Here is an 18,968-nt window from a genome sequence, read left to right as displayed (position 1 = left end):
GCCATTAATGAGTGACATTTTACAAACGAAGGATTTGACTCTATCTTACGGGGAACGAACGATTATTGATGAATTGAATATTGACATTCCAAAAGGGGAGATTTCGGTCTTTATCGGTGGAAATGGCTGCGGGAAATCCACTCTTCTTCGTTCCATTGCCAGATTGCTTAAGCCGAAACAAGGATCGGTTCTGTTAGATGGGGAAGCAATCTCTCGTTTATCAACCAAAGAAGTCGCTCGTAAAATGGCCATTCTCCCTCAATCGCCAACGGCTCCTGAGGGGTTGACCGTCCTGCAGCTGGTAAAGCAAGGTCGTTATCCTCACCAAACCTGGCTGAAGCAGTGGTCCCATAAGGATGAAGAAATTGTCCAGGATGCACTGAAGGCAACGAAGATGGAAGAGCTGCAGCACCGGAAAGTGGATGAACTTTCAGGGGGACAGAGACAGCGTGCCTGGATCGCCCTGACATTAGCGCAAGACACAGACATCATTTTGTTGGATGAACCGACTACCTATCTCGATATGACCCATCAAATTGAAATTCTTGATTTACTATTCGAACTCAACGAGAAAGAACAGCGAACAATTGTCATGGTACTGCACGATCTGAATTTAGCCTGTCGCTATGCTCATAATATTGTTGCCATCCGTGATAAGCAAATTTATGCCCAAGGGAAGCCTGAAGATGTGATTAGTTGTGAGCTGGTGAAGAATGTGTTTGATATGGATTGTCAGGTATCCCGAGATCCTTTGTTTGGAACCCCGCTATGCATCCCATTTGGTAAAGGCCGTTGCATTCTGAATGCCGTGGGTGAGACGGGATGAATGCTCTCACCCAAGAACAGTGGGAGACCCTTAAGAAATATCGTTTTCATAAAGAGTGGTCACCTGCTTTTAAAGGGAAAGAAGCAAGCTCATTTTTAGATGAGGAAGGGATGAAGGCTTACCTTTCTGAAAGGGTTGCATTAATTGGAACAGAGGATCTCAAAGTAGCGGCTTCCTTATTCATGAAACGATATGCTTTCGTAGCGGCAATGGGCTTGATGGCGATGACATATTGGAATAAGAAATTAAACCTTAAACCGGAAAATCTTATTCTCATAGATGGAGACAAGAATGGTTTATGGATGCCCCAGTTTTATATAAAAGACGCATCCGTTACTGAATTTACTTCTCATAAGGAAAAAGAGGCATTTATTCAGTCGGTTTTTCGGGAGCATCTTGATAAAGTGATTCAGGTGTTAAAGAAAACGACGAAGCTATCTAATCTCATACTGTGGGAAAACATCGCCGTATATGTTTTCTGGATATACGAGAATGATGCCTTCCTTTTAAGTGAAGGAATGAGAAAGCAGAGGGATGAACAATTCCGTCAGTTGCTTTTGGATGAACACAGCCAATGGTTCGGTCGCTATCACAGAAATCCACTAGCCCGTTACTATAGTAGTAAAGTAAATGTAGAAGGTGTAACGGAAAACGTTCGTGTTCGCAAAACGTGCTGCTTCTCCTATAGACTGGAAAATGGAGAACAGTATCGCTGTAAAACATGTCCGCAAACCTGTCGAGTGAAAAGGACATAGCTCAATATTCACAAGGAGGTTTAAGATAATGAAAGAATTTCCTGAACAATTTGATGCATTGATTGAAAAGTACACTGAGCTATTAGTAGGTGAGACCGATTCGGACAAGAAAGAAATGGTCACCCAGTACGCTCTTTATTCATTCATCGCGAAAAACATGCCTGCTCTCGTGAAGCATTGGAATTCTTTATATCCTGAGGGGAAAGATGAGATGAAACGGATTGTTGGAGAGATAAAAGTGATGAATGAAGCTCATCGCGCTGAAATGAATAGGAAAAAGAATGAAGAGTAAAAATTTTAATGTGGAAGTACCCTTCCTTGTATAAGAGGGTGCTTTTTTATTTTATTTTGATCGGGACAGGGAGGCAGAGGGAGGTTTTAAACGAGTTTGTGGGATCTATTATTGACATTTGCTCGCTTATTATCGACTTTCAAACTTTTATTTTCAAAACTTTACTTTTATTTTCAATTTGCCAAAAATGCCCCGTCTCATCCCGATAAGCTACTAACTCGTAGCTATACCAGCCTCACCCCAAACGCACTTCCCAACAAAAAAGGCAGACCAGCGTCTGCCTTCTGCATTATTGAACCTGACCGCCATACCCATAGGGAAATTGAGAAGAATACTGCTGGTGCTGTTGATACGATTGTTGAATCTTTTGACTGTCGGCAGCCTCGAGCTTGTACCAGCCTTTGCGGAACATTTCATTGTAAAGCTCGCGTTGAGCATTTTGTGTTTCATTAAAAATTGTAAGTAGGTCTTGATATAGTGCTTGATGACTCGCTTCGTTCAGAGCTGTACAATAAGAAGCCGTCATATATTTCTCGTGAGACAGGACATCGGTGATGAAGTCACGATCATTCATCTGTGGTGTAGCCGGTACTTGAGTCTGGGGATTTTGGATTTTTTGCTGATTTTGTTGATTCATATAAGAGAACTCCTTTCTACATCATGTTTTGGTTTTGGTTAGTCGTGTTCAAATGTGCTAGTAGTTGTTGATAGTGACGCTGATGCATCTGCCCGCACTTATCCAGCTCAGCTTTAATCTCAGCATCCTGACAATGAGCTGCGGCGAAATGACACTTTTTCATAGCATTTAAATTCCAAGCAAGCATGTCATTTAAATATAATGAATCCTTTGTGGTAAGCATCTGTGGCGGCTCCGTATAGGCTTGTTGCTGGCTTCCTTGTTGAGGTTGTTGTTGCATATTCTTTTCCTCCTTTTCATTCCTTCAATTGACTTTCTTAATATGATCAATAGGTAATATTACCCTGTATACGACCCCTTAAGAAAGTTTTATAATCATAGGGCAAAGGTTATTTTTCCTAATGCTCAACATGATTATTCACGTGTATACAAATTTCGATAATATTCTACTAAGAACGTATTGAAAGTATATTCAAAACGCTTAAAAGGTGATAAAATGTTGGTAGATATATTATAGTACGAACATTTTCTTTTTTAGCAAAAAGAAAACGGTTTCATAGTATGATGTATATGTTTTTTCAGGGGGTAAGCAACATGGAGCAAGCAATGCGTAATTTCTTTTTATTCCTTTCAAAAAATAAGCCGATGACAAAGCTCGCTAAGAAATATGGCCTGCGTTTTGGAGCCGGCCGATTCGTTGCAGGGTCTTCGATTCTGCAGGCAGTTGAGGTTATTCGCGAACTGAATAGTCAGAATCTTGTTGTAACGATCGACTATTTAGGAGAGTTTGTGGACAATGAGCGTGAAGCAAACGAAATGGCACTAGAATGTGTAGAGGCTGTTCGTGCAATCGGGAGAGAAAACCTGAAATCTCAGCTGTCCCTAAAGATGACATCAATGGGGCTGGATATTTCCGAAGAGGTTGTCATGAAGAATATGCGATTGATTCTTGATGAAGCAACCAAGCATAATGTATTCGTGACCATTGATATGGAGGACTACTCCCGTTGTGGGAAGACCATTGATATCTTCAAGCGGTTAAAGTCTGAGTATGATAACATCGGCACGGTTATACAAGCCTATTTATATAGAACAGAAAAGGATATGGATGATCTGAATGCGTATTCCCCCAATCTGCGTCTAGTAAAAGGGGCCTATAAAGAGTCACCTGAAGTTGCGTTTCCCGAAAAGAAGGATGTAGACGATAATTTCAAAAAAATTATTAAAACTCATCTATTAAACGGCAATTATACAGCCATTGCCACACACGATGATGAGATGATCGAATATACGAAAAGACTCGTGGAAGAGTACAATATCCCACGTGATCAATTCGAGTTTCAAATGCTGTTTGGTATCCGTGTGGAACGGCAGCATGAACTGGTCAAAGAAGGCTACAAAATGCGCGTATACGTTCCGTACGGTACTGACTGGTATGGATACTTTATGAGAAGACTGGCTGAAAGACCAGCCAACGTCGCCTTTGTTTTAAAAGGTGTCATGAAGAAATAATTGCAATTAGTGATAAGACTCTGTGGATGTTCATGGAGTCTTATTTTTGTTTATAGGCGAAGCCAGCCATCCCTAGTTAAGAAGAGAAGGTATCCCTAAACGACTAATGGGAATATTATTGCTGAATAGAAGAGAGAAGAGGCTTTTTAATTGTTACGGTATTCACAATATAATATAATAAAAGTGAATAATCTTCATGAATAAGAGGCGATAAAATGGAAATCACCATTGATAATTTGACTTTACTGCTTGGCCTCTTGCTTTTAGTCGGTGTCATAACCGCCAAGTTCTCCACCAGATTAGGCGTCCCCTCACTTATATTATTTATCATCGTAGGTATGGTACTAAATACATATTTCTTCTTCGATAATGCTCCAATGACACAATTCATCGGAACACTTGCTTTAATCATCATTTTGTTTGAAGGTGGACTTCAGACAAAATGGAGCAATGTGAAAAGTGTCTATAAACCTTCATTATCACTGGCAACCATTGGAGTCATTGTGACCACACTTTCGATTGGGGTGGCAGCAAAGTTCATCCTCGATGTAAGCTGGCTGGAAGGGATGTTATTTGGGGCAATCGTTGGTTCGACGGACGCTGCAGCGGTTTTCTCCGTTTTAGGCAACAAAAACATCAAACCGAAAATTTCTTCTACACTGGAAGCTGAATCAGGCAGTAACGATCCGATGGCAATCTTTTTGACGGTAGCTTTTTTGCAATTGATCCAATTTCCCGGATTAAATCCTGCTACCTTGATTTTAAGCTTTTTTTGGCAAATGGGTATGGGCCTGGTACTTGGGCTGGCGCTTGGATGGGCATCTGTGTGGATCATTAATCGGATCAATCTTGATTCATCCGGTTTGTATCCTGTTCTGTCCATTTCACTGGCTATCTTCACTTACGCATTTACCAGCATTCTTGAAGCGAGTGGTCTATTAGCTGTCTATATCATGGCGATCGTAGTAGGGAATCAGGAATTGACCTATCGACATTCCATTGTCCGTTTTAATGAAGGGTTTGCGTGGATGATGCAAATCGTCATGTTTATCCTGCTCGGATTATTGGTTTTCCCTCAGCATTTGCCAAGCATTGCGTGGCAAGGGATCGTCCTATCGATTCTATTGATTGTAGTAGCGAGACCACTGGGAGTGTATCTAAGTCTTGCCCTGGCAAAGAGTTTCTCCATTAAAGAAAAGTTCTTCATCTCATGGGCAGGTTTGAAGGGCGCGGTACCAATCGTATTGGCAACGTATCCAATGGTTGCCAATATCGAAAACAATGAAGTCATCTTCAACGTCGTGTTTTTCGTTGTTCTTCTATCCGCTCTGATACAAGGAACGACCATCTCACCTTTAGCCAACTATCTGAATCTTGCTGGGGAAGAAAAACCGCCAATCGCTCACAGCATAGAACTCGTTTCAATCGGTAAAACAAACAATGAAATGCTCGAAGTTCTCATCAACGACGATGCCTATATTACAAACAAGGCGATCAAGGACATCAATCTGCCTGAGAAAACATTGATTTCAGCGGTTATCCGCAACAATGAACTGATCACTCCAATGGGTGACACTGTCATCAAAGCAAATGATACACTTTATGTGCTTGCAAATAAGAGCCAGAGAAAGCGTATCAATGAGCTCTTGAATTCTAAAGGGGGATTAAGTTCCACGTAAACAGAACAATTGGTGCCGGGCACGAGCCACCCTTCATTCAGGATGAGCCAAAATATATCAATAATAAAAAAGCAATCTTCCACTTGGAAGATTGCTTTTTTATTATTGATTAGTCAGCAGAGACGGCTGCTTTACCCAATGATTTTCTTTCAAAGAGCTGTTCGAACATTGGGAAGCTATATTGAACCACGAATCCTAATAGGAGCGTAACAATGATCGTACCGATTCCGATATCTCCCTTAAACAGGAATGCCAGTGACAGGGCAAATCCTTCACTGATGATTCGCGAATTACGAAGATTTAATCCGAAACGCGTATGGATGGCCACCATAAGTGTATCCATAGGGCTAGCAGGGAATTTAGCCTGTAAGTAAATCGCAATTCCAAGTCCCATTGTCAAAATACCTGAAGCAAGGGTGAACACCTGATTCATCAGCATCTCGGGAGCGTAATCATTAAAGACGACCAGTAACCAAAAATCAATCAAAAGGCCAATCACAAGAATGGACCCCGCAGCCAATACATCAGGCTTCTTCTTCATAATAAGAGCATTAAGGCCGATCAGTACAATCCCATTTATGAAAACAGCGGTTCCAACCGTAATCCCAAACATATTCGATTCCCCAACGGCCAGGGCATCCCAGGCAGAGGCACCTAAACCAGATTTAATAATCAGGGCAACACCCATTGTCAAAATAAAAAGTCCAATCGTAAAAAACAAAAGTCTGCGTTTCATTCACATAGTCTCCTTTACTGTAAACGTTATCATTACTGTACTTTAAAAAACAGACGAGCTACCTTAGGTTGTGATAGATAAAGTAGGAGGTCTGACAACTTAGAATTTATATTCTTAGTTTACTGTAAAAGTGGGGACAAGGCAAAGTTAATTTTTGTATGGGGAAGGGAAAAGTTTGGGGATTAGTGTGTGGTTAGGAAGGGAGGGGAATAGTGTTTGTGTTTAGCGGAATTTGTCGAACGGTCGATAATTCCGGATAACGGTTGATATATCGAAATTACGGTCGATAAATTTCCCAAAGCCTTTTAAATCCCCAACGAATCGCCAATCACACACCCCGATCCCATCAACCCACGAAAAAAAGCACCTGATCAGCAAAATCAGGCGCTATTTTTCCTAAAACACATTATGGTTGCTTCTTAAATTGGTTGTTTTGACTGTTTCTTTTTCCGCCGCCGTCCATATCAACGGTAGGACCAGCGTCCCCCTTCACACTTGCTGCACTCACTCCAGCCTTGGAAGGATTTTTCTTATGCTTAGCCATGTCGAACACCTCCATTACTAAGATTCCCGGATCTTTTAAATTTTATGATGTTCTATATGCAGAAGAGGGACGGACCTGCACGGAGGTCCGTCCCTCTTAATCGACAATAACCTTCCAATTGTGATTACAGGCAGCTTTTATCGTTTTATATTTGAGGAAGTGGTCAGCAATCAGCTCGGTCATGTCGATTTGTATTTCTTTGATAATCGGTTTGTTCTTGAACATGGTGTATTCCCCGCCGCCACCTGCCCGGTAATTGTTCATGACGACTTGGTAATGTTTATTTTCTTGCAGGGGCTCCCCGTTGAAAAGCAGGGAAGTAACCCGCTTTCCTATTGGATGGCTGATATTCAACACGTAGTCAATCCCTTCCCACATATCATAGTTATAATGCTGAGGTTTAGGAGTGGTGAAATTCGGATTCACACTAAGCGATCCTGCTTGGTTCACAGCGAAATAAGATGCCGAACGCTCAAGGGCAAGACGTATGTCTCTCCCTGTAATTTCAAGAACGGTTAACGTATTTGGATAGATATAATTAGACACGATATCCCTCATTGTGACCATATTCGGCAGCCCCCGTTGAGATTCACTGAATAGTGCGGTTGCTGAAATGGAAACATCAGCTGCCTCCATTTGTACGCGGTGAATGAACTCAATGAATGGATGTTCCCTGATACGAGCCTCGAATGTATCTTCTATCAGCATATTTCCTTCAATCGTACCTATGGGTTGGTCAAGCCAGGACTGTGTTTTGCTTTCAATCTCCCAGGCTAAGGAAAGGACATTTTTATCGGCCTCGATTCCCTCCATGGAAACGATCTGAGTCTCCTTGTTTAACACAGTCCATCCTTGCTTGTTTCGTTGTAACTCAATGGTTACTTGTCCGATAGTCCCACCATACATTCCCGGCTGTACGATTGAAATCCCATTGATGGTGCCGGCAAGTTTTCGGTGTTGATGACCAGTGAGCAGCACATCGATTCCTTTTACTTCCTGACAAATTTTATAGCCTTGGTTTTCACCAGTTTGTCTCTCAGTCGTTAAACCCGTTTGAATATCTCTTTCGAAACCTCCATGATACGACACAATCATCACATCAGGTTTTTCTACTTTGTGTATGTAGGAAATCCAACTCTGAGTTGAGGTAAAGGCATCTTTAAATTCCAGATCTGCTATGTGAGAGGGCTTTTCCCAGTTTGGAATATAATGTGTCGTCACGCCAAGCACGGCTGCTTTTACCCCGTTAGGTAGTACTTTGATGAAGTAAGGGAGCCCAAAGTAAGGTTTCTTCGTCCTATTATCAAGGATATTTGCTGATAAAAAAGGAAACTCTGCATCTTGTTGCGCTTTACGTAAGGGTTCCATCCCATAATTGAATTCATGGTTGCCAATCACGGCTGCATCATAATTCATTTCATGTAAAATTGAAACAAAAGGGTTTGGCAAATGACGAGCTTGTTTCATATAATAATAAGTAAGGGGAGTGCCTTGATAGAGATCTCCATTATCAATGACTAGAACATTCCCGGTTTGTTTTCGTACACTTTTAATAAAGGTTGCCAGTTTACCTAAACCAACAGTTGCCTTCTCCTTCGTTCCATATAAGTAAGGGAATATATGTCCATGAATATCACTGGTTTCAAGTATCGTTATAGATGTTGTATGGTTTTTCATTCGAACCTCCATATCCTGAAAAAGGCATTATAGTTTTATCAAGTCTACATTATGGAGGAAGAAGATGACAAAGTAAAAACATCAAAGTTTTTGTAAAATTTATCATTTTTAGTCTTTTAAATATTGCGATATTTTAGAAAATCAGATATATTAGATGTAACAGGAACTCATTCGAGTCTTTTTTTTGAGTAAAAAATGAATGAGTATTCATTCAAAGTGTGTAAAAGGGGGAAATACCATTGGTTCGTAGAATTCAGAAAGCCGCAGTGTTAGGATCAGGAGTCATGGGTTCAGGAATTGCCGCTCACCTTGCAAATATCGGCATCCCGACAATGTTATTAGATATCGTACCAAGAGAATTAACCGACGAACATAAAGCAAAGGGACTGACAGAAGAGAGCAAGGCGTTTCGCAATCAATTTAGTGAAAACGCTTTAAAAAAGCTCTTTAAACAAAAACCGGCGCCATTGACTTCAAAGCAAAACGCTTCACTCATTACAGCAGGCAACTTCGAGGATGACCTTCAAAATATCGGGGATTGTGACTGGGTCATTGAGGTAGTCGTTGAGAATTTAGATATCAAGAAAAAAGTGTTCGAACAAGTGGAACGATACCGTAAACCGGGAAGCATCATAAGTTCAAATACATCCGGGATTTCAATCGAGGCTATGTCAGAAGGGCGAAGCGATGATTTCCAAAAGAATTTCTTAGGCACGCATTTCTTCAATCCGCCTCGTTATTTAAAGCTTCTTGAAGTGATTCCGACGAAGAACACGGATCCGGAAGTAGTCAGCTTCATGAAGACATTTGGAGAAGATGTGCTCGGTAAGGGTGTCGTGATGGCGAAAGATACACCAAACTTCATTGCAAATCGCATCGGAACCTATGGATTGCTCATCACTGTTCAAGAAATGCTGAAAGGCGGCTACTCTGTAGGAGAAGTTGATTCCATCACGGGTCCAACGATCGGAAGACCGAAAAGTGCCACTTTCCGTACACTTGATGTGGTCGGACTTGATACATTCGCTCATGTTGCGAAGAATGTGTACGACCAAGTGGAAGGGGAAGAGCAGAAGGTGTTTGAAGTACCGGCCTTCATGCAGAAGATGCTTGAAAATGGCTGGCTTGGGAGCAAGAGCGGCCAGGGATTTTTCCTGAAACAAGGAAAAGAGATCCTGGAGCTTAATCCTGAAACGATGGATTATCAACCACGTCAAAAGCTGAAAACCGCTTCTCTTGAAATGGCGAAGAATGAAAAAGGATTAAAGAATAAAATAAAATCACTTGTCTATGCGAAAGATCAAGCAGGCATGCTCCTATGGAATATCGTGTCCCCGGTGTTAAATTATTCAGCCCGGCTGCATGGTGAAATCGCTGATGATATCGTAGGCATCGACCAGGCCATGAAATGGGGCTTCGGATGGGAAATGGGCCCATTTGAAACATGGGATGCAATCGGTGTTGAAAAATCTGTGACCCGCATGAAGGAAGAAGGCCTAAAGGTACCTGAGTGGGTAGAAACGATGCTCGCTGAAGGTCACTCCACTTTCTATAAAGAAGAAGATGGAGAGCGTTACTTCTATCACAATGGAGACTACCAACTTGTAGAGCGAAACCCGAAGGCACTCGACTTAAAGGCTCTTAAGAAGCAAGGAAAGCTGATCAAAAAGAATTCCGGAGCAAGCTTAATAGATATCGGAGATGGAATCGCGCTTCTTGAGTTCCATTCTCCAAATAACGCGATCGGATTAGACATAACGCAAATGATCAATTTTGCAGTGGATGAAGTAGAGAAGAATTATAAAGGACTCGTCATCGGAAACCAGGGCAAGAACTTCTGTGTAGGAGCAAATCTTGCCATGATCCTGATGGAAGCACAGGATGACAACGTATTTGAAATCGATATGGTCGTCAGGCACTTCCAGCAGGCGATGATGAAGATCAAATATTCATCCAAGCCAGTGGTAGCCGCACCATTCGGCATGACATTAGGCGGCGGGAGCGAAGTTTGCTTACCGGCTGCTCACATCCAGGCTTCCATGGAAACGTACATGGGCTTAGTCGAAGTCGGTGTTGGATTAATCCCTGGAGGCGGCGGAAACAAAGAACTTTATATGAAGCACTTAGCGAACCTTCCAAATGGAGTGGAATTCGATCTTCAAAAAGTAGCCAATAAAGTATTCGAATCAATTGCTATGGCGAAGGTTTCCACATCTGGTGATGAAGCAAGAGACAACAACTTCTTAAATAATGCGGATGGAGTAAGTGTAAACAATGATCATCTGTTATACGATGCAAAACAGGCTGCACTAAGCCTATACGAAGGTGGATACTCAGCTCCGATCCGCAAGAAGGTACCCGTTGTAGGTGAAACAGGATATGCAACCCTTCTTCTTGGAGCTCAATCCATGCTCCAATCAGGCTTCATTTCAGAACATGATCTGATGATCGCGAAAAAGCTTGCTTACGTGATCGCAGGCGGAAAAGTACCATATGGAACAGAAGTAGACGAACAGTACTTGTTGGATCTTGAAAGAGAAGCATTCCTGAGTCTTGTTGCTCAGCCTAAATCACAGCAAAGAATGCAGCACATGCTTGTAAAAGGAAAACCATTACGCAATTAATCAGCGTTTATATCATATTAGAAAGCGGGGGAATTTCATGCGCGAAGCAGTCATTGTTGCTGGTGCAAGAACACCAGTCGGAAAGTCAAGAAAAGGATCATTAGCACAGGTGCGGCCAGATGATCTTGGGGCACTTGTAGTTAAAGAAACCCTCAAACGTGCAGGAAACTATGAAGGCAACATCGATGATCTGATCATCGGATGCGCGATGCCTGAAGCAGAACAAGGGTTAAACATGGCTAGAAATATCGGTGGTCTTGCGGGCCTGCCTGATTCAGTACCGGCAATCACGATTAACCGATATTGTTCATCCGGGTTGCAATCCATTGCTTATGCTGCAGAAAAAATCATGCTTGGGCACTCTGATACAGCGATTGCAGGTGGAGCTGAATCCATGAGTCTTGTTCCGATGATGGGTCACGTAGTCCGCCCGAATGCCAAGCTTGCTGAAAATGCGCCTCAATACTATATGAGTATGGGGCATACAGCTGAGCAGGTGGCAAGAAAGTTCGGAGTATCCCGTGAAGATCAGGATGCATTTGCGGTAAGAAGTCACCAAAAAGCGGCAAAAGCTATTGCTGAAGGGAAATTCGACGATGAAATCGTACCGGTTGATGTGCTTCATCGTTCAGTAAGCAATGAAAATAAACTGGTGGAGAAATCATTCCAATTTTCAAAAGACGAAGGGGTACGTGCTGAAACAAGCTCGGAAGTTCTGGCTAAGTTACGCCCGGCTTTCAATGTGAAGGGCTCTGTAACGGCAGGGAACTCATCCCAGACGAGTGACGGAGCAGCTGCTGTCATGGTGATGGATAGAGAAAAGGCTGGTTCATTAGGACTGCAACCAATGGCGAAGTTCAGAAGCTTTGCAGTAGCCGGAGTTCCGCCGGAAATCATGGGAATCGGTCCAGTCGAGGCGATTCCACGGGCTTTGAAGATGGCGGGATTGGAGCTGTCGGATATCGGACTATTTGAACTGAACGAAGCATTCGCTTCTCAGTCCATCCAAGTCATTCGTCAGCTGGGTCTGGATGAAGAAAAAGTGAACGTAAACGGTGGAGCCATCGCTCTTGGTCATCCGCTGGGCTGTACAGGTGCGAAGCTGACCCTTTCCCTCGTACACGAAATGAAACGCAGAAACCAGCAATTCGGTATCGTCACCATGTGCATCGGAGGCGGAATGGGTGCAGCCGGCGTCTTTGAATTAATAGGTTAATAGGAGGGACGGACCTCGAATGCCGAGGCCCACTGCTCCTTCAAAATAATAATTTTTAGGGGGATTCGAAATGGCGAATCAAACAGAAAAGCTGATCAAGGGTGGAAGTTTTTTAATTGAAGATGTAAGCTGTGAGCAAGTTTTCACACCGGAGGAATACTCTGATGAACAAAAAATGATTGCCAAAACAACCGAGGATTATGTGTTGAATGAAGTTGTACCTGTCATCGATAATCTGGAAAACCATGAATTTGACCACTCCGTTCGCCTGTTAAAAGAAGCGGGGGATCTTGGCCTTTTGGGTGCTGACGTTCCTGAAGAGTACGGCGGATTGGGCCTGGATAAAGTGAGCTCGGCACTGATTGCTGAAAAAATGTCACGTGCAGGCGGATTCTCCATCTCTCACGGTGCACACGTTGGAATCGGGTCACTGCCAATCGTTCTGTTCGGAAACGAAGAACAAAAGCAAAAATACCTTCCTCCATTGGCGACTGGTGAAAAACTGGCAGCATACGCATTAACGGAGCCGGGTTCAGGTTCAGATGCACTGGGTGCTAAAACGACAGCTAAATTGAATGCAGAAGGTACTCACTACATTTTAAATGGTGAGAAGCAGTGGATCACAAACTCTGCATTTGCTGATGTATTCGTTGTGTATGCGAAAATCGATGGGGAGCATTTCTCGGCGTTCATCGTAGAAAAAGAGTTCCCAGGCGTTTCAACTGGGCCGGAAGAGAAGAAAATGGGTATCAAAAGCTCATCCACCCGTACATTAATCCTGGAAGATGCTGAAATTCCAGTGGAAAACCTTCTTGGTGATGCAGGGAAAGGCCATATCATTGCTTTCAATATCTTAAACATCGGCCGTTATAAATTAGGGGTAGGAGCTGTCGGAGCGAGTAAACGTGCATTAGAGGTAACGGTACAATACACGAATCAACGTCAGCAATTTAAAACCCCAATTTCTGCTTTCAACCTGACAAAAGAAAAACTGGCAACAATGGCGTCTAAATTATATGCAGCAGAAAGCTCCGTTTACCGTACAGTAGGATTGTTCGAGGATCGCATGAGCAAGCTTACGGATGAAGAAGTGAAGAACGGAACAGAAGTGGCAAAATCAATTGCAGAATACGCGATTGAGTGTTCACTGAATAAATTCTTCGCAACAGAAGTACTGGATTATGTAGTCGATGAAGGTGTTCAACTTCACGGAGGATACGGATTCATGCAGGAATATGAAATTGAAAGAATGTACCGTGACTCCCGTATCAACCGCATTTTTGAGGGAACAAACGAAATCAACCGCCTTCTGGTTCCTGGCACGTACCTTCGTAAAGCAATGAAAGGTGAACTTCCATTACTTCAAAAGGCACAGGCCCTTCAAGAGGAATTGATGATGCTTATGCCTGAAGAAGTAGGAGATGAGCCACTGGCTCAAGAAAAATACCTTGTGAAAAACGCGAAGAAAATCGGCTTGATGCTATCTGGTTTAGCGGCTCAAAAGTTCGGTAAAGCCCTTGAAAAAGAACAGGAAATTCTTGTGAACATTGCCGATATCGTTTCGAACGCATACGCGATGGAATCCGTTGTTCTTAGAACAGAAAAAGCCATTCAAAAAGGTGGAGTAGAGAAAGCTCAGCAAAAACTTCTTTACACACAAATCTTCTGTCAAGAAGCATTCAATGAAATCGAACAACATGCAAAAGAAACGCTGGTAGCAACTGAAACGGGTGACACACTGCGCATGATGCTATCCGCACTCCGTAAATTCACCCGCCATACACCGATCAACGTGATCGCAGTCAAACGAGCGGCATCTGAAAAGCTGATAGACGCACAAAAATATACAGTTTAATTAAGTAGTTTAAGGGACGGACCTCTGAAATGGAGGTCCGTCCCTTAATTTTGTTCATAACTTGACATCTACAACTCAATTAATTATTATATGTTTAAACACTTAAACGTTTAAGTGTTTAAACATTAAAGATAAGGTGGTAATCATAGATGAATAAAACAGTATTAATTACAGGGGCTTCAAGTGGTATAGGCTTGCACTTTAGTCATAAATTTGCAGGTTCAGGTCATGATGTGATTCTTGTAGCAAGAAGTGAGGAGAAGCTTCGTATTCTATCAAAAGAAATTAAAAGTAAGTACGGTGTGAAAGCATATGTCATACCATCAGACCTTTCCAAACCAGGAGCATCGGAAACGTTATATGAGGAAGTCAAAGCAAAAGGGATCCAGGTGGATTTCCTAATCAATAATGCAGGATTCGGATTGTTTGGGGAGTTTGAACGAACTGAACTATCCAAAGAACTGGACATGATTCAAGTGAATATCACTGCCCTTACAGAGCTAAGTAAGTATTTTGGAAAAGAAATGGTGGGCAGAAATAGTGGACAAATTCTGAATGTAGCATCAACAGCAGCATTCCAGCCGGGTCCGTTAATGGCCGTTTACTATGCAACAAAAGCGTATGTCCTTTCATTTTCAGAAGCCTTGGCGAATGAATGGGCACCGCACGGAGTGAAAGTAACCGCTTTGTGCCCAGGAGCTACCCAAACGGGGTTCAGTGATGCAGCTGACCTGAAGTCTTCAAAACTATTTCAGTCTGGTGTGATGAGTGTGGAAGAAGTGGTAGATGAGGGATATAACCAAATGATGACGAAGAACAAAACAGTTATCATCCCAGGTTTCAAAAATAGAATGCTGACCCAGTCCATCCGTTTTATGCCGAGGAAAATGGTCACAAATATTGTTCGCAAGGTGCAAGAACGGGTATAATTGAATGTGAATGAGTTTGAAGGGAGAAGACTATGGGTCAAAAAGCAATTGATACATTTCGTGCTTGCATTCCATTATTTCAAGCGCTAAGTGATCCTTATCGTCAGGACATAATATTACTTCTTGCCGAACAAGAACCTCTTACGGTTAATCAGATAACTGAAAATCTAACTTTATCCCGCCCTGCTGTTTCTCATCACTTAAAGATCCTGAGAGATCAACAATTAGTTTCTTTAGAGCAAAAAGGAACCCAGCGCTTCTATTCTCTTGAATTGGATAATGCAACTGTCCTACTAAAGGAACTGGTTGAAACGGTTGAAAAACAATGTGAGTAATGTTTCACAAAAGAAGGATAATAAAGAATATTGTCGAATGTAGAGATAGATTCGAGCAATGTGTATTCTGGATGGGGACTCCCCATCCAGATAAATGAAAGGTGGTGGAATGATGTCGTTGTCTTTTTATTCATATCCGAAGTGTGGTACGTGCCGGAAAGCAAAGAAGTGGCTGGAAGAAGAAAACATAGCATTTAATGAAATACATATCGTTGAAACCCCCCCTACAAAAGACGAGCTTAAAAACCTACATGAAAAGAGCGGATTACCTCTTAAGAAGTTCTTTAATACAAGTGGTAAAAAGTATCGGGAATTAGGCTTGAAAGATAAAGTAAACTCGGCTTCCGATGAGGAATTATTAGAAATACTTTCCACGGACGGGATGCTGATCAAGCGTCCAATCACTACGGATGGAAGTAAGGTGACAGTTGGTTTCAAGGAAGAAACCTTTGAAGAAACCTGGAAGTAAAAAGAGGTCTGGGATTACCAAATCATGGACAATGAAAAAGTTTCATTATTCATGCTAGGTTTTCTTGCTTTTTTAATGAAAAGTGTGTCAATATTAGGTTGTATAACTAGCATTTGGAGGGATAGAGAATGAGTACACCGAAAGAACTTCGTTATTCTGAAGAACATGAGTGGGTCAAAGTTGAAGGGGAAAATGTACGAGTGGGAATCACATCATTTGCACAATCTGAACTGGGCGATATCGTATTCGTTGAGTTACCAGAGGTTGGAGATGAGATCAAAGCGGACGAGCCGTTCGGTAGTGTTGAATCGGTTAAAACCGTTTCTGAGCTATATGCACCTGTATCCGGTAAGGTGGTAGAAGTGAATGAAGAGCTGTCTGATAGCCCTGAGTTCGTGAACGAATCACCTTATGAAAAAGCTTGGATGATCGTTGTTGAACCTTCAGACGTTGGAGAAGTAGACAAGCTTATGACAGCTGAACAGTATGACGAAATGATTAATGAAGGATAATTTCTACCATGCACCTTGAGAATTTCTCAAGGTGTTTTGTTTTTTATTTTGGGCACCATATGAGTAGACGTTTTTTATAAGAAAGCTCTTTTCGCAACAATTGTTGTTCTTAATATATAGACTGCCAGTGCTGTGTGATTCAGTGTGAACTAGGTGGTGAGGGGAAGTTCTCCTCTTTCAGCTAGTATTCGAACGAGCAACCCAGCTTAGCAGAACGGGGCCTCATGCTTAGAAGGTTGATTGGAGCGGAAGGTGCTCGACTCCTGCGGGAATAGCGGGAAAGTTGAGACCCCACAGGGCAAAGCCCGAGGAGGCTCAACTCACGCCCCGCGGAAAGCGAGCACCTGGAGCGGAAATCAACCACTGCACGCTTTATTAAAACAACAAAGTTTACGAAAAATGCCTTCTAAAAAGAAAGGATGAATACGTATGGTGCTCAAGCCTAAGAAATTAGATGTAACCAACAGGGTGACAGGAAAACTGAAAAATGGTGAAGTAGAACTATATTTGGATAATCAGCCAATCGGCAGAATGGCTTTACCTCTTGATGGATTAAGCATGGAGCCAAACTTTGAAGCAAAAGAAAATAAAATTTATCAAAGCTACACTTCCACGGAAGGCGATCAAGCAAGATACACAGATTGTGATGAGGGTGGCTGGTGTTAGAAATGCTCATGGTGCCAGATTCGACAATGAATCTGGCACCATTTGTATAAGCAGATAGGCAAACCACTTGCGCATTTTTTTATAAACATGAGAAAATATAAGTAGAAAGTGGACATCATCTCTTGTTATTTGAATATACTATCGTAATCTTATTTCTGAAAGATAAGGTGATGATCATGATGGAACTTGACGAAAAAGTAATCATTGTCGAAGGAACAACTGACAAACGAAAAGTGAAAGATATCATCAAAGAACCGATTGAAATTATTTGTACAAACGGGACCATTAGCATTACGAAAATGGACGAACTCATTGATGCATTATTGGAAAGGGATGTCTATATCCTCGTAGATGCTGATGATGCAGGTGAAAAATTACGAAAGCAATTTAAACGTGAGTTTCCTGAAGCTGAACATTTGTACATTGATCGTATGTACAAGGAAGTGGCAGCAGCTCCCGAGTATCACCTGGCGTCTGTCCTGATTGGAGCCAATATAGACGTTCATAAAGAATATTTAGGAAAAAGGATGATCTAGTTTTGATTGAGGTAAGTAATACCGAAGCATTAAACGATCTGATTGAAGGCCATACGCTTGAAGCCGTTTACCTTTATACACCGATGTGTGGCACCTGTCAGGTGGCAAGTAAAATGATTGACGTAGTGGAAAAGCTTCCGCAATCTTTTCATTTTGTGAAGGCCAACTTGAATTATTTGCCCCAATTTGCAGAAGAACAATCCATCGAAAGTGTACCCTGCTTGCTTTTATTTAAGGATGGAGTCGAGTGGGAGAGGATTTATGCCTTCCAATCCGTGCCATTTCTATATGAAACCTTAAACAAGATCACTGATCGTTAGAGGGATAAGAGACCTTTTGGGAGAAGGTCTTTTTTATATGTCTCTTTCTAAACGATTTTCTTTCTACAAACGAAGACATATTTCTCGGGAAATATTGCGAATGGCATCATTTTTTGACTAGTATCCATCCAAATTCTTACTGTTCGACAAATTAGATGAATACGTTCAAAACATGTCGAGAAAGTATAAAAGGGAAAAATACCTAAAAGTGGAATTGTAATAATATAGAAGTTTCACTGGGAGGGTATTCATGCGAATATATTTAGAGGAATTAGTAGATCAGTGTCATTCAAGATATCACTTACGACTCTTATTTCCAGACAGCCCATTTGTTCTTCATTTTGATTGTGGAAAAGATTTGTACGGTATTTCTATTTCGAGCAAGGGATGCGATGTATTAGATGATTTGAGTGAAGACGCTCATTTCGTAATTGAAGGAATGGAGGAAAAAGTGGTTTCCCTACTCACAGGGGAAGAACGGTTGTCTCAACTGATCGAAGCCGGGGTACTTGAAATCAGAGGAGGGTATCGACCGCTTCTATTTGTTGAATCTGTCCTTTGGCTTACGAGGTCAAGGGGAAAAGAGCCGGTAAAAGTTTAAAAAATAATTGACACACTCTATAACCGATGATAGAATCTCTCTTGTAGCAAATTTTCAGAGTCTTTAACTATTTAAAAAAATTTAATAATCGATACTTTACTCTTATTAAGAGAGGTGGAGGGACGTGCCCTATGAAGCCCGGCAACCGTCAATGAAAATTGAAATGGTGCCAATTCACTCAAAGCATATGCTTTGAAAGATGAGAGAAAGGATAGTCCTATATGATTATGCCTTTCTGCTTATCGCA

21 protein-coding genes and 1 riboswitch are annotated in these 18,968 nt (G+C 41.9%); of the genes, 16 read left to right on the top strand and 5 right to left on the bottom strand.

Features of this window, described 5'->3' with window-relative positions; translation table 11 throughout:
• The first annotated feature begins 7 nt into the window (after positions 1–7).
• From ACFQWC_RS14665 to ACFQWC_RS14655, 3 genes are read left to right on the top strand one after another with little or no spacing between them, the layout of a single operon-like run.
• Positions 8–826 (top strand): ABC transporter ATP-binding protein, encoded by an 819-nt coding sequence (locus tag ACFQWC_RS14665; RefSeq protein ID WP_044338193.1) that lies wholly within the window; start codon positions 8–10, stop codon positions 824–826.
• Complete coding sequence (gene fhuF / locus ACFQWC_RS14660) at positions 823–1,581, top strand: siderophore-iron reductase FhuF (RefSeq protein WP_341356902.1); 759 nt, start codon at positions 823–825, stop codon at positions 1,579–1,581. Before ACFQWC_RS14665 ends, fhuF begins: the two co-directional genes overlap by 4 nt.
• Before the next feature lie 25 nt (positions 1,582–1,606).
• A complete protein-coding gene (locus ACFQWC_RS14655; RefSeq protein ID WP_299744014.1) occupies positions 1,607–1,873 on the top strand; it encodes a DUF2573 family protein in 267 nt (88 codons plus the stop codon).
• Positions 1,874–2,162: 289 nt separating this feature from the next.
• Here the strand turns inward: ACFQWC_RS14655 and ACFQWC_RS14650 are convergent, their stop codons facing one another.
• Together ACFQWC_RS14650 and ACFQWC_RS14645 are read right to left on the bottom strand one after the other, a co-directional pair.
• Positions 2,163–2,510, bottom strand: coding sequence for a spore coat protein (locus ACFQWC_RS14650; RefSeq protein ID WP_341356901.1), 348 nt, complete (start codon positions 2,508–2,510; stop codon positions 2,163–2,165).
• Between the two features lie 16 nt (positions 2,511–2,526).
• Positions 2,527–2,790, bottom strand: a complete 264-nt coding sequence (locus tag ACFQWC_RS14645; RefSeq protein WP_299743599.1) for a hypothetical protein — start codon at positions 2,788–2,790, stop codon at positions 2,527–2,529.
• Between the two features lie 314 nt (positions 2,791–3,104).
• On the opposite strand from ACFQWC_RS14645, the gene ACFQWC_RS14640 reads away from it, so the two are divergent.
• Both ACFQWC_RS14640 and ACFQWC_RS14635 read left to right on the top strand, forming a co-directional pair.
• On the top strand, positions 3,105–4,022 hold the full coding sequence (locus ACFQWC_RS14640; protein WP_299743602.1) for a proline dehydrogenase: 918 nt from the start codon (positions 3,105–3,107) through the stop codon (positions 4,020–4,022).
• A gap of 215 nt (positions 4,023–4,237) precedes the next feature.
• On the top strand, positions 4,238–5,701 hold the full coding sequence (locus ACFQWC_RS14635; RefSeq protein WP_341356900.1) for a potassium/proton antiporter: 1,464 nt from the start codon (positions 4,238–4,240) through the stop codon (positions 5,699–5,701).
• A 109-nt stretch (positions 5,702–5,810) separates the two neighbouring features.
• On the opposite strand, the gene ACFQWC_RS14630 is transcribed toward ACFQWC_RS14635, so the two are convergent.
• The 3 genes from ACFQWC_RS14630 to ACFQWC_RS14620 form a co-directional block, all read right to left on the bottom strand.
• On the bottom strand, positions 5,811–6,437 hold the full coding sequence (locus ACFQWC_RS14630) for a YczE/YyaS/YitT family protein (protein ID WP_299743608.1): 627 nt from the start codon (positions 6,435–6,437) through the stop codon (positions 5,811–5,813).
• A 406-nt stretch (positions 6,438–6,843) separates the two neighbouring features.
• Entirely contained in the window at positions 6,844–6,981 is a 138-nt protein-coding gene (locus tag ACFQWC_RS14625) for a YuzL family protein (RefSeq protein ID WP_113969033.1), read from the bottom strand.
• Positions 6,982–7,077: 96 nt separating this feature from the next.
• Positions 7,078–8,658 carry a bifunctional metallophosphatase/5'-nucleotidase gene (locus ACFQWC_RS14620; RefSeq protein ID WP_377108178.1) on the bottom strand — a complete coding sequence of 527 codons (1,581 nt, stop codon included), beginning with the start codon at positions 8,656–8,658 and terminating at the stop codon, positions 7,078–7,080.
• 239 nt (positions 8,659–8,897) lie between these two features.
• On the opposite strand from ACFQWC_RS14620, the gene ACFQWC_RS14615 reads away from it, so the two are divergent.
• The 11 genes from ACFQWC_RS14615 (at position 8,898) to ACFQWC_RS14565 (ending at position 18,721) form a co-directional block, all read left to right on the top strand.
• The gene (locus ACFQWC_RS14615; RefSeq protein WP_377108176.1) at positions 8,898–11,282 is read left to right on the top strand and encodes a 3-hydroxyacyl-CoA dehydrogenase/enoyl-CoA hydratase family protein; all 2,385 of its coding nucleotides are present in this window, start codon (positions 8,898–8,900) and stop codon (positions 11,280–11,282) included.
• 37 nt (positions 11,283–11,319) lie between these two features.
• Complete coding sequence (locus tag ACFQWC_RS14610) at positions 11,320–12,498, top strand: acetyl-CoA C-acetyltransferase (RefSeq protein ID WP_148970072.1); 1,179 nt, start codon at positions 11,320–11,322, stop codon at positions 12,496–12,498.
• Between the two features lie 70 nt (positions 12,499–12,568).
• On the top strand, positions 12,569–14,353 hold the full coding sequence (locus ACFQWC_RS14605) for an acyl-CoA dehydrogenase family protein (RefSeq protein WP_299743621.1): 1,785 nt from the start codon (positions 12,569–12,571) through the stop codon (positions 14,351–14,353).
• 149 nt (positions 14,354–14,502) lie between these two features.
• The gene (locus ACFQWC_RS14600) at positions 14,503–15,282 is read left to right on the top strand and encodes an SDR family NAD(P)-dependent oxidoreductase (RefSeq protein WP_341356896.1); all 780 of its coding nucleotides are present in this window, start codon (positions 14,503–14,505) and stop codon (positions 15,280–15,282) included.
• Positions 15,283–15,314: 32 nt separating this feature from the next.
• Positions 15,315–15,617, top strand: a complete 303-nt coding sequence (locus ACFQWC_RS14595; RefSeq protein ID WP_044338179.1) for an ArsR/SmtB family transcription factor — start codon at positions 15,315–15,317, stop codon at positions 15,615–15,617.
• Positions 15,618–15,729: 112 nt separating this feature from the next.
• The gene (locus tag ACFQWC_RS14590; RefSeq protein ID WP_377108173.1) at positions 15,730–16,086 is read left to right on the top strand and encodes an arsenate reductase family protein; all 357 of its coding nucleotides are present in this window, start codon (positions 15,730–15,732) and stop codon (positions 16,084–16,086) included.
• Positions 16,087–16,214: 128 nt separating this feature from the next.
• Positions 16,215–16,598 carry a glycine cleavage system protein GcvH gene (gene gcvH, locus ACFQWC_RS14585; RefSeq protein ID WP_377108171.1) on the top strand — a complete coding sequence of 128 codons (384 nt, stop codon included), beginning with the start codon at positions 16,215–16,217 and terminating at the stop codon, positions 16,596–16,598.
• A gap of 429 nt (positions 16,599–17,027) precedes the next feature.
• Positions 17,028–17,264 carry a YusG family protein gene (locus tag ACFQWC_RS14580; protein ID WP_299743636.1) on the top strand — a complete coding sequence of 79 codons (237 nt, stop codon included), beginning with the start codon at positions 17,028–17,030 and terminating at the stop codon, positions 17,262–17,264.
• Positions 17,265–17,440: 176 nt separating this feature from the next.
• On the top strand, positions 17,441–17,800 hold the full coding sequence (locus ACFQWC_RS14575; protein WP_044338481.1) for a toprim domain-containing protein: 360 nt from the start codon (positions 17,441–17,443) through the stop codon (positions 17,798–17,800).
• A 5-nt stretch (positions 17,801–17,805) separates the two neighbouring features.
• The gene (locus ACFQWC_RS14570) at positions 17,806–18,120 is read left to right on the top strand and encodes a thioredoxin family protein (RefSeq protein ID WP_377108514.1); all 315 of its coding nucleotides are present in this window, start codon (positions 17,806–17,808) and stop codon (positions 18,118–18,120) included.
• A gap of 250 nt (positions 18,121–18,370) precedes the next feature.
• Positions 18,371–18,721 (top strand): SCP2 sterol-binding domain-containing protein, encoded by a 351-nt coding sequence (locus tag ACFQWC_RS14565; protein ID WP_377108168.1) that lies wholly within the window; start codon positions 18,371–18,373, stop codon positions 18,719–18,721.
• A gap of 99 nt (positions 18,722–18,820) precedes the next feature.
• Positions 18,821–18,927: riboswitch (SAM riboswitch) on the top strand.
• Positions 18,928–18,968: the final 41 nt, after the last annotated feature.

Source organism: Rossellomorea sp. GCM10028870 (assembly GCF_042666755.1).
In the GTDB taxonomy this organism is placed as follows: Bacteria; Bacillota; Bacilli; order Bacillales; family Bacillaceae_B; genus Rossellomorea.
Note: the sequence above shows the minus strand (reverse complement) of the source record. Positions and strands in the feature narration are given on the sequence as shown.

Bases quoted from the DNA above. Each gene is read 5' to 3' on its own strand.
- ACFQWC_RS14650 (WP_341356901.1), bottom strand. From the start codon at position 2,510: ATGAATCAACAAAATCAGCAAAAAATCCAAAATCCCCAGACTCAAGTA.
- ACFQWC_RS14620 (WP_377108178.1), bottom strand. From the start codon at position 8,658: ATGAAAAACCATACAACATCTATAACGATACTTGAAACCAGTGATATT.
- ACFQWC_RS14610 (WP_148970072.1), top strand. From the start codon at position 11,320: ATGCGCGAAGCAGTCATTGTTGCTGGTGCAAGAACACCAGTCGGAAAG.
- ACFQWC_RS14645 (WP_299743599.1), bottom strand. From the start codon at position 2,790: ATGCAACAACAACCTCAACAAGGAAGCCAGCAACAAGCCTATACGGAG.
- ACFQWC_RS14600 (WP_341356896.1), top strand. From the start codon at position 14,503: ATGAATAAAACAGTATTAATTACAGGGGCTTCAAGTGGTATAGGCTTG.
- ACFQWC_RS14630 (WP_299743608.1), bottom strand. From the start codon at position 6,437: ATGAAACGCAGACTTTTGTTTTTTACGATTGGACTTTTTATTTTGACA.
- ACFQWC_RS14605 (WP_299743621.1), top strand. From the start codon at position 12,569: ATGGCGAATCAAACAGAAAAGCTGATCAAGGGTGGAAGTTTTTTAATT.
- ACFQWC_RS14635 (WP_341356900.1), top strand. From the start codon at position 4,238: ATGGAAATCACCATTGATAATTTGACTTTACTGCTTGGCCTCTTGCTT.
- ACFQWC_RS14590 (WP_377108173.1), top strand. From the start codon at position 15,730: ATGTCGTTGTCTTTTTATTCATATCCGAAGTGTGGTACGTGCCGGAAA.
- ACFQWC_RS14595 (WP_044338179.1), top strand. From the start codon at position 15,315: ATGGGTCAAAAAGCAATTGATACATTTCGTGCTTGCATTCCATTATTT.
- ACFQWC_RS14625 (WP_113969033.1), bottom strand. From the start codon at position 6,981: ATGGCTAAGCATAAGAAAAATCCTTCCAAGGCTGGAGTGAGTGCAGCA.
- ACFQWC_RS14665 (WP_044338193.1), top strand. From the start codon at position 8: ATGAGTGACATTTTACAAACGAAGGATTTGACTCTATCTTACGGGGAA.
- ACFQWC_RS14565 (WP_377108168.1), top strand. From the start codon at position 18,371: ATGCGAATATATTTAGAGGAATTAGTAGATCAGTGTCATTCAAGATAT.
- ACFQWC_RS14580 (WP_299743636.1), top strand. From the start codon at position 17,028: ATGGTGCTCAAGCCTAAGAAATTAGATGTAACCAACAGGGTGACAGGA.
- ACFQWC_RS14575 (WP_044338481.1), top strand. From the start codon at position 17,441: ATGATGGAACTTGACGAAAAAGTAATCATTGTCGAAGGAACAACTGAC.
- gcvH (WP_377108171.1), top strand. From the start codon at position 16,215: ATGAGTACACCGAAAGAACTTCGTTATTCTGAAGAACATGAGTGGGTC.
- ACFQWC_RS14640 (WP_299743602.1), top strand. From the start codon at position 3,105: ATGGAGCAAGCAATGCGTAATTTCTTTTTATTCCTTTCAAAAAATAAG.
- fhuF (WP_341356902.1), top strand. From the start codon at position 823: ATGAATGCTCTCACCCAAGAACAGTGGGAGACCCTTAAGAAATATCGT.